8 protein-coding genes and 2 pseudogenes are annotated in these 7,137 nt (G+C 67.9%); 5 read left to right on the top strand and 5 right to left on the bottom strand.

All coding sequences use genetic code 11. The annotated features are described in order from the left end of the window. The 5 genes and pseudogenes from AIIKEEIJ_RS33985 to AIIKEEIJ_RS10995 all read left to right on the top strand — a co-directional run. Positions 1-87 (top strand): annotated as a pseudogene (locus tag AIIKEEIJ_RS33985) (Asp23/Gls24 family envelope stress response protein); the annotation flags it as partial. Beyond that, positions 84-401 carry a hypothetical protein gene (locus AIIKEEIJ_RS11010; protein WP_029545019.1) on the top strand — a complete coding sequence of 106 codons (318 nt, stop codon included), beginning with the start codon at positions 84-86 and terminating at the stop codon, positions 399-401. The pseudogene AIIKEEIJ_RS33985 and the gene AIIKEEIJ_RS11010, both read left to right, overlap by 4 nt. After that, complete coding sequence (locus AIIKEEIJ_RS11005) at positions 398-592, top strand: hypothetical protein (RefSeq protein ID WP_003937668.1); 195 nt, start codon at positions 398-400, stop codon at positions 590-592. The genes AIIKEEIJ_RS11010 and AIIKEEIJ_RS11005 overlap by 4 nt, the downstream gene beginning before the upstream one ends. Beyond that, complete coding sequence (locus tag AIIKEEIJ_RS11000) at positions 585-1,622, top strand: DUF6286 domain-containing Asp23/Gls24 family envelope stress response protein (protein ID WP_006936218.1); 1,038 nt, start codon at positions 585-587, stop codon at positions 1,620-1,622. Before AIIKEEIJ_RS11005 ends, AIIKEEIJ_RS11000 begins: the two co-directional genes overlap by 8 nt. Then, positions 1,619-2,194: a hypothetical protein gene (locus tag AIIKEEIJ_RS10995; RefSeq protein ID WP_050035582.1), complete on the top strand. Its 576-nt coding sequence runs from the start codon at positions 1,619-1,621 to the stop codon at positions 2,192-2,194. Before AIIKEEIJ_RS11000 ends, AIIKEEIJ_RS10995 begins: the two co-directional genes overlap by 4 nt. 132 nt (positions 2,195-2,326) lie before the next feature. Here AIIKEEIJ_RS10995 and tuf read toward each other — a convergent pair whose 3' ends face one another. The 5 genes and pseudogenes from tuf to AIIKEEIJ_RS32970 all read right to left on the bottom strand — a co-directional run. After that, positions 2,327-3,517, bottom strand: coding sequence for an elongation factor Tu (gene tuf / locus AIIKEEIJ_RS10990; RefSeq protein ID WP_006936215.1), 1,191 nt, complete (start codon positions 3,515-3,517; stop codon positions 2,327-2,329). A gap of 92 nt (positions 3,518-3,609) precedes the next feature. Next, entirely contained in the window at positions 3,610-5,712 is a 2,103-nt protein-coding gene (gene fusA, locus AIIKEEIJ_RS10985; RefSeq protein ID WP_006936214.1) for an elongation factor G, read from the bottom strand. 147 nt (positions 5,713-5,859) lie between these two features. Next, positions 5,860-6,330 carry a 30S ribosomal protein S7 gene (gene rpsG, locus AIIKEEIJ_RS10980; protein WP_003937663.1) on the bottom strand — a complete coding sequence of 157 codons (471 nt, stop codon included), beginning with the start codon at positions 6,328-6,330 and terminating at the stop codon, positions 5,860-5,862. Next, positions 6,330-6,704: a 30S ribosomal protein S12 gene (gene rpsL / locus AIIKEEIJ_RS10975; protein ID WP_003937662.1), complete on the bottom strand. Its 375-nt coding sequence runs from the start codon at positions 6,702-6,704 to the stop codon at positions 6,330-6,332. Before rpsL ends, rpsG begins: the two co-directional genes overlap by 1 nt. Before the next feature lie 312 nt (positions 6,705-7,016). Continuing rightward, a pseudogene (locus AIIKEEIJ_RS32970) lies at positions 7,017-7,137 on the bottom strand (DUF3558 domain-containing protein); the annotation flags it as partial.

Below are 7,137 nucleotides of genomic sequence, written 5' to 3'. Positions count from 1 at the left end.
ACCGAGGTCAACATCACCGTCTTCGACGTCGTGCTGTTCGACGAGACCACCGGTGTCGCCGACGACCTGAAACCCCGCGTCCAATGACCACCCCCGCCGAGCCCGCAGAACTCGCCGCGGCCGCCGCCCGGACCGTGCCCGGCGTCGCCGACCTCCACGGCGGAGCGTTCGGCGAGGTCGCGACCTATCTGCCGGGCCGGCGCGTCACCGGGATCCGCCTCGGCTCCGACACGTGCGCGGTGCACATCGTCGTCGAGTACCCGGCCGACCTGTACGCCGTGGCGGCCGCCGTCCGCGCCCGGCTCGAGCCGCTGCTCGGCGTCCCCGTGGACGTGACCATCGAAGACATACGGATCCCGTCACCCGACGGCGAGCACCCGACCAGTGAGGTGACCCAGTGAACCACACCCCTGTCAGCAACACCGCCGTCGGACTCCTCGCGGGACTGCTGCTGGCCCTCGCGGGCATCCTCGGGGGCTTCAGCGGCCTGCTGTTCGGCATCCTGCTCGGCGCCCTCGGCATGGCGATCGGCGCCCACCGGGACGGGCTTCTCGACCTGGGCGCTCTGCTGCGGAGCCGGGGCCGTGGCTGACCCCACGCCCACCGGCCCGAGGACCCTGCCGGCCCAGGCCGGCGCCGACGCGGTCGCCACCGAGACGGTCGACCCCGTCGGGCACCGCGGCCAACTGGTCATCAAGGACCGCGCCGTCGAACGGATCGCCGCGGCCGCCGCCCTCCAGGTGCCCGGTGTGGTTCGTCAACGCGGTGGCCTGAGCCTGTTCACCGGGCGGGACCTGCCCCGCGCCGACGTCACCACCGGCGGCGGCGCCGTCGCGATCAACCTGTACATCGCCGCGGAATGGCCCTACGACGCCGCCGCCCTGACCCGGCGTGTGCACGACGCGGTGGACCGGCAGCTCCACGAGCTGACCGGCCTGCCGGTGCACGAACTCAACGTGCTCGTCGCGGCCACGTCCGTCGCCGGGCCGGCCGAGCGCAGCGAGCCGGCGGTGCCGGTCGAGTACACCGAGGCCGACATCGTCGCCCGGACGGAGTACCGGGCCCCCGTACCGGTCGTTTCGCCGCTGCCGCCCCTGGCCCACCCGGCCGCGGCCCCGGCGGCCGCGCTCATCGCCGTGGGCGCTCTGGCGCTCGCGTTCGCCGCCGCCCGGGAACTGCTCATCGTCCGCGGCACCTACGCGGGCGCGCCGTGGCTGCGGAACTCCTTCGAGTGGTTCGGCCGGCTGCACTGGCAGAGCTGGATCGCACCCGTCGCTGCGGTCCTCGTGCTGCTGGGGGTCGTGCTCGTAGTGGTGGCGGTCAAGCCGCGGCGCCGCACCCACGTGCCCCTGCAGGTGTCCGGTCCGGTCCCGACGGTGTGGATGCGCCGGACCGACCTGGCCCGGATGTGCAGCGCGCACGCGTCCACACTGCCCGGTGTGTACGCGGCCCGCACCGTCGTCGATCGCCGTCGCGCGCTCGTCAGCGTCGTGGGCTCGGGTGAGGAGTCGACCGCCGATCTGGTCGCCGCGGTCCGGGGTGCGGTGGCGCCGAATCTGGCTCTGCTCGCGGAGCCGATCGCTCTCGTGGTGCAGGTGCACCGGCCGAGGACGGCGCGATGAAGCTGCGCACCGTCCTGGTCAACCGGATGCTCACGTTCGCCGTGGGCGCCGCGCTCCTCGGCGCCGGGGCCTTCGCACTGGCCTGGGTGTGGCAGGTGCGCTTCGCCCGGGAATGGCTGGCCCGCCTGGACCGGCCGCGCATCATCGACATCCCGGACCAGTCCTGGTGGGAGGGCGCGTTGTGGACCGCCGTCGCGGTGGGGGTGACGATCGGGATCGTGCTCCTGGCGGTCAACTTCTCCCGGCGCCGGACGTCGCGGGTGCAGCTCTACGACGAGGTCACCGAGGCCACCCTGGCCGTGGAGCTCGGGCCGGTGGCCGACGGCGTCGCCGGTGAGCTTGCGGCCCTGCCCGGTGTGCGGGCCACGCGTAGCCGGGCCGTGGTGGAACGCCATCTGCCGACCCTGTCGGTCACGGTGTACGCGGACCCGAACATCGACGTCGCCGACTTCACCGCCCGCGCCGAGGAGACCGCCGAGCGGGCCGCCCGGGCGCTGGGCGGGGCCCGCGTGGCGACGCAGGTACTGCTGCACCTGGATCCGGCCCACCCCGAATCCGGCGGACAGGGGTAGGCCGCCGAGCGAACGTGGCATTTCGTCGGCGTACGGAGATGAACGATACATTCGCTCGTTCCCCGGCGACGGAAACGCCGAACGGCGCCCACCCCGAAGGGTGGACGCCGTTCGACGTCAGCGAGAACTAGCTCACTTGATGATCTTCGTGACGCGACCGGCGCCGACGGTGCGGCCACCCTCGCGGATCGCGAAGCGCAGGCCCTCGTCCATGGCGACCGGCTGGATCAGCTTGACGGACATCTCGGTGTTGTCGCCCGGCATGACCATCTCGGTGCCCTCGGGGAGGGTCACAACGCCCGTCACGTCCGTGGTACGGAAGTAGAACTGCGGACGGTAGTTGTTGAAGAACGGGGTGTGGCGGCCACCCTCCTCCTTGTTGAGGATGTAGGCCTGGCCCTCGAACTCCGTGTGCGGGGTGGTGGTGCCCGGCTTCACGACGACCTGGCCACGCTCGACGTCCTCGCGCTTGATGCCGCGGACCAGCAGACCGACGTTGTCGCCGGCCTGGCCCTGGTCGAGCAGCTTACGGAACATCTCGATGCCCGTGACCGTGGTCTTGGTCGAGGTCGGCTTGATACCGACGATCTCGACTTCCTCGTTCACGTTGATGACACCGCGCTCGATGCGGCCGGTAACGACCGTGCCACGACCGGTGATGGTGAAGACGTCCTCGACGGGCATGAGGAACGGCTTCTCGGTCTCACGGACCGGGTCCGGGATCGACTCGTCGACGGCGCTCATGAGCTCGAGGATGCTCTCGGTCCACTTCGGGTCACCCTCGAGTGCCTTCAGGGCCGAAACCTTGACGACAGGAGCCTCCTCGTCGAAGTCCTGCGCAGCGAGGAGCTCACGGACCTCCATCTCGACGAGCTCGAGGATTTCCTCGTCGTCGACCATGTCGGACTTGTTGAGCGCGACGAGGATGTAGGGCACGCCGACCTGACGGGCGAGCAGCACGTGCTCACGCGTCTGCGGCATCGGGCCGTCGGTGGCGGCCACGACCAGGATCGCACCGTCCATCTGAGCCGCACCGGTGATCATGTTCTTGATGTAGTCGGCGTGACCCGGAGCGTCGACGTGCGCGTAGTGGCGCTTCTCGGTCTGGTACTCGACGTGGGAGATGTTGATCGTGATACCACGAGCCTTCTCCTCCGGAGCCTTGTCGATCTGGTCGAACGCGAAGCTCTGGTTCAGCTCGGGGTACTTGTCGGCCAGCACCTTGGTGATCGCCGCCGTCAGAGTGGTCTTGCCGTGGTCGACGTGACCGATGGTGCCGATGTTCACGTGCGGCTTGGTCCGCTCGAACTTCGCCTTCGCCACTTGAGGGTCCTCCTGGACTGTTGTTGCTTGCAGTATGCAGCAGTGCGGTTGTTACTTACTTGGTCGTGCAGCCGACCGGGTCGGAACCGAGGTTACTCGCCGGTCGCCTTGGCGATGATTTCCTTCGAGACGTTCGCGGGAACCTCAGCGTAGGAATCGAACACCATGGAGAAGTTCGCGCGACCCTGGGTCTTCGACCGCAGGTCACCGATGTAACCGAACATCTCCGAGAGCGGAACCAGCGCCTTCACGACACGGGCACCACTGCGTTCCTCCATGGCCTGAATCTGGCCACGGCGGGAGTTGAGGTCGCCGATCACTTCACCCATGTAGTCCTCGGGGGTGGTGACCTCGACAGCCATGAGCGGCTCGAGGATGACCGGCGCAGCCTTGCGCGCGGCCTCCTTCAGGGCCTGCGAACCGGCGATCTTGAACGCCATTTCCGACGAGTCGACGTCGTGGTACGCGCCGTCGAGCAGGGTGACCTTGACGTTCACCAGCGGGTACCCGGCGAGCACGCCGTACTGCATCGCGTCCTGCGCACCGGCGTCGACCGAGGGGATGTACTCGCGGGGCACGCGGCCGCCGGTGACCTTGTTCTCGAACTCGTAGGTCGCGCCGTCCTCGCCCACGAAGGGCTCGAGGGCGATGATGACCTTCGCGAACTGGCCGGAACCACCGGTCTGCTTCTTGTGCGTGAACTCGAGCTTCTCGACCTTCTTGGTGATGGTCTCGCGGTACGCCACCTGCGGCTTGCCGACGTTGGCCTCGACCTTGAACTCACGACGCATGCGGTCGACGAGGATGTCGAGGTGGAGCTCGCCCATGCCGCCGATGACGGTCTGGCCGGTCTCCTCGTCCAGCTCGACGGAGAAGGTGGGATCCTCCTCGGCCAGCTTCTGGATCGCGGTGCCCAGCTTCTCCTGGTCGGACTTGGTCTTCGGCTCGATGGAGACCTGGATGACCGGATCCGGGAAGGTCATGGACTCGAGCACGATCGGGGCGTCCTGCGCGCACAGGGTGTCACCGGTCGTGGTGTCCTTCAGGCCGATCATCGCGTAGATGTGGCCGGCCACCGCCTCGTCGACCGGGTTCTCCTTGTTGGCGTGCATCTGGAACAGCTTGCCGATGCGCTCCTTCTTGCCCTTGGTGGCGTTGAGCACCTGGGCACCCGGCTCGATGCGGCCGGAGTAGACGCGCACGAAGGTCAGCTTGCCGAAGAACGGGTGCGCGGCGATCTTGAACGCCAGCGCGGAGAAGGGCTCTTCCTTGCTCGGCTTGCGGGTGAGGGTCTCTTCCTCGTCGCCGAGCTTGTGGCCCTCGACCTCGCCGATGTCGAGCGGGTTCGGCAGGTAGTCGATGACCGCGTCGAGCATGGGCTGGATGCCCTTGTTCTTGAACGCGGAACCGCACAGCACCGGGTACAGCTCGGAGGAGACGGTCAGCTTCCGGATGGCGCCCTTGATCTCGGCGACGGTGAGTTCCTCGCCACCGAAGTACTTCTCCATGAGCTCTTCGTCGCTCTCGGCGACCGTCTCGAGCAGCTTCTCGCGGTACTCGGCGACCTTGTCGGCCAGCTCCGCGGGGATCTCCTCGATGGTCGGCTCGGCGCCGATCTCGACGGTGCCACGCCAGGTGATGGCCTTCATCTCGACCAGGTCGACGACGCCGTCGAACGCGTCCTCCGCGCCGATCGGGAGCTGCAGGACCAGCGGCTTGGCGCCGAGGCGGTCGATGATGGTCTGGACCGTGAAGTAGAAGTCCGCGCCCATCTTGTCCATCTTGTTGACGAAGCAGATGCGCGGAACGTCGTACTTGGCGGCCTGCCGCCAGACCTGCTCGGACTGCGGCTCGACGCCCTCCTTGCCGTCGAACACGGCGACCGCGCCGTCGAGGACGCGCAGCGACCGCTCGACCTCGACCGTGAAGTCGACGTGGCCGGGGGTGTCGATGATGTTGATCTGGTTCTTGTTCCAGAAGCAGGTCACGGCGGCGGAGGTGATGGTGATACCCCGCTCCTTCTCCTGCTCCATCCAGTCGGTGGTCGAGGCACCGTCGTGGGTCTCACCGATCTTGTAGTTCACACCGGTGTAGAAGAGGATGCGCTCGGTCGTCGTGGTCTTGCCGGCATCGATGTGCGCCATGATGCCGATGTTGCGGACCTTGTTCAGGTCGGTCAGCACTTCCTGTGCCACAGGTAACCCCGCTCGTAGCTCGTGTCGGTCCTAGGGTGCGGACCAGTGTTCTCGGATGTTCAGCCGGCCTTCAGGGACCGACACAGTTGTGCGAACGGCCGGCCGGGAGGATTTCGGGAATACCGGTTCCTCCCGACCGGCATCGACTCACCAGCGGTAGTGCGCGAACGCCTTGTTGGCCTCGGCCATCTTGTGGGTGTCCTCGCGACGCTTCACGGACGCACCCAGACCGTTGCTGGCGTCGAGGAGCTCGTTCGCGAGGCGCTCGACCATGGTCTTCTCACGACGCTGACGCGAGAAGGTGACCAGCCACCGCAGGGCGAGGGTGGTCGAACGACCGGGACGAACCTCGACCGGCACCTGGTAGGTGGCGCCACCGACACGGCGGCTGCGCACCTCGAGGGCAGGCTTGACGTTGTCCAGAGCGCGCTTGAGGGTGACGACCGGATCGGTGCCGGTCTTCTCGCGCGCGCGCTCGAGTGCCTCGTAGACGATGCGCTCGGCGGTGGACTTCTTGCCGTCCAGCAGGATCTTGTTGACCAGCTGGGTGACGAGCGGCGACCCGTAGACCGGGTCGGCGATCAGGGGACGCTTCGGAGCGGGACCCTTACGTGGCATCAGCCCTTCTCCTTCTTCGCGCCGTAGCGGCTGCGCGCCTGCTTGCGGTTCTTGACACCCTGGGTGTCGAGCGAACCGCGGATGATCTTGTAGCGGACACCGGGGAGGTCCTTCACACGACCACCGCGCACGAGCACCATCGAGTGCTCCTGCAGGTTGTGACCCTCACCCGGGATGTAGGCGGTGACCTCGACGGAGCTGGTCAGACGCACGCGGGCGACCTTCCGGAGCGCCGAGTTCGGCTTCTTCGGGGTGGTGGTGTACACGCGAGTGCACACACCGCGGCGCTGCGGGCTGCCCTTGAGGGCCGCGGTCTTGACCTTGGCGGCCTTGTCGCGGCGGCCCTTACGGACCAGCTGATTGATGGTTGGCATCTACCGGCTTTCTCGTTGTCTGAAGACTGCTCGCACGAGCAACCTTGGCTGTTCTGAAATTAGGGATCCATCGGTTGGGGCAAGAGAGCCGCTGCCCCGCACCCACACCCTCGTGTGCACACGAGGTCGGGCGTGTCGCGTACCCCCACACAGGCAGCCGGGGGCTCGCTCCTGCGGTGATTCCACAGACCGCGCGCACGGCACTACCTCGCATAGGCACACAGATCGGCCCGGGCATGCCGGACACGACCCACAACGATACCCGGCGGCGCGGCGCAAGGTCAAAGCGAGCTGCGGGGGTCCGCTCGTGGCTCAACTGCTGAGGTCGAGGGTCAGTCGGGCCAGCGTGACGGCCGCCGCACACGGATCGGGAGGCGCCGAACCGGGCGCGTACTGCACCCACCAGCCGAAGATCCCCGTCGTGGACGCTCCG

The sequence above is a fragment of the Rhodococcus sp. YH1 genome (assembly GCF_009939605.1).
Taxonomy (GTDB): domain Bacteria; phylum Actinomycetota; class Actinomycetes; order Mycobacteriales; family Mycobacteriaceae; genus Rhodococcus; species Rhodococcus aetherivorans.
Note: the sequence above shows the minus strand (reverse complement) of the source record. Positions and strands in the feature narration are given on the sequence as shown.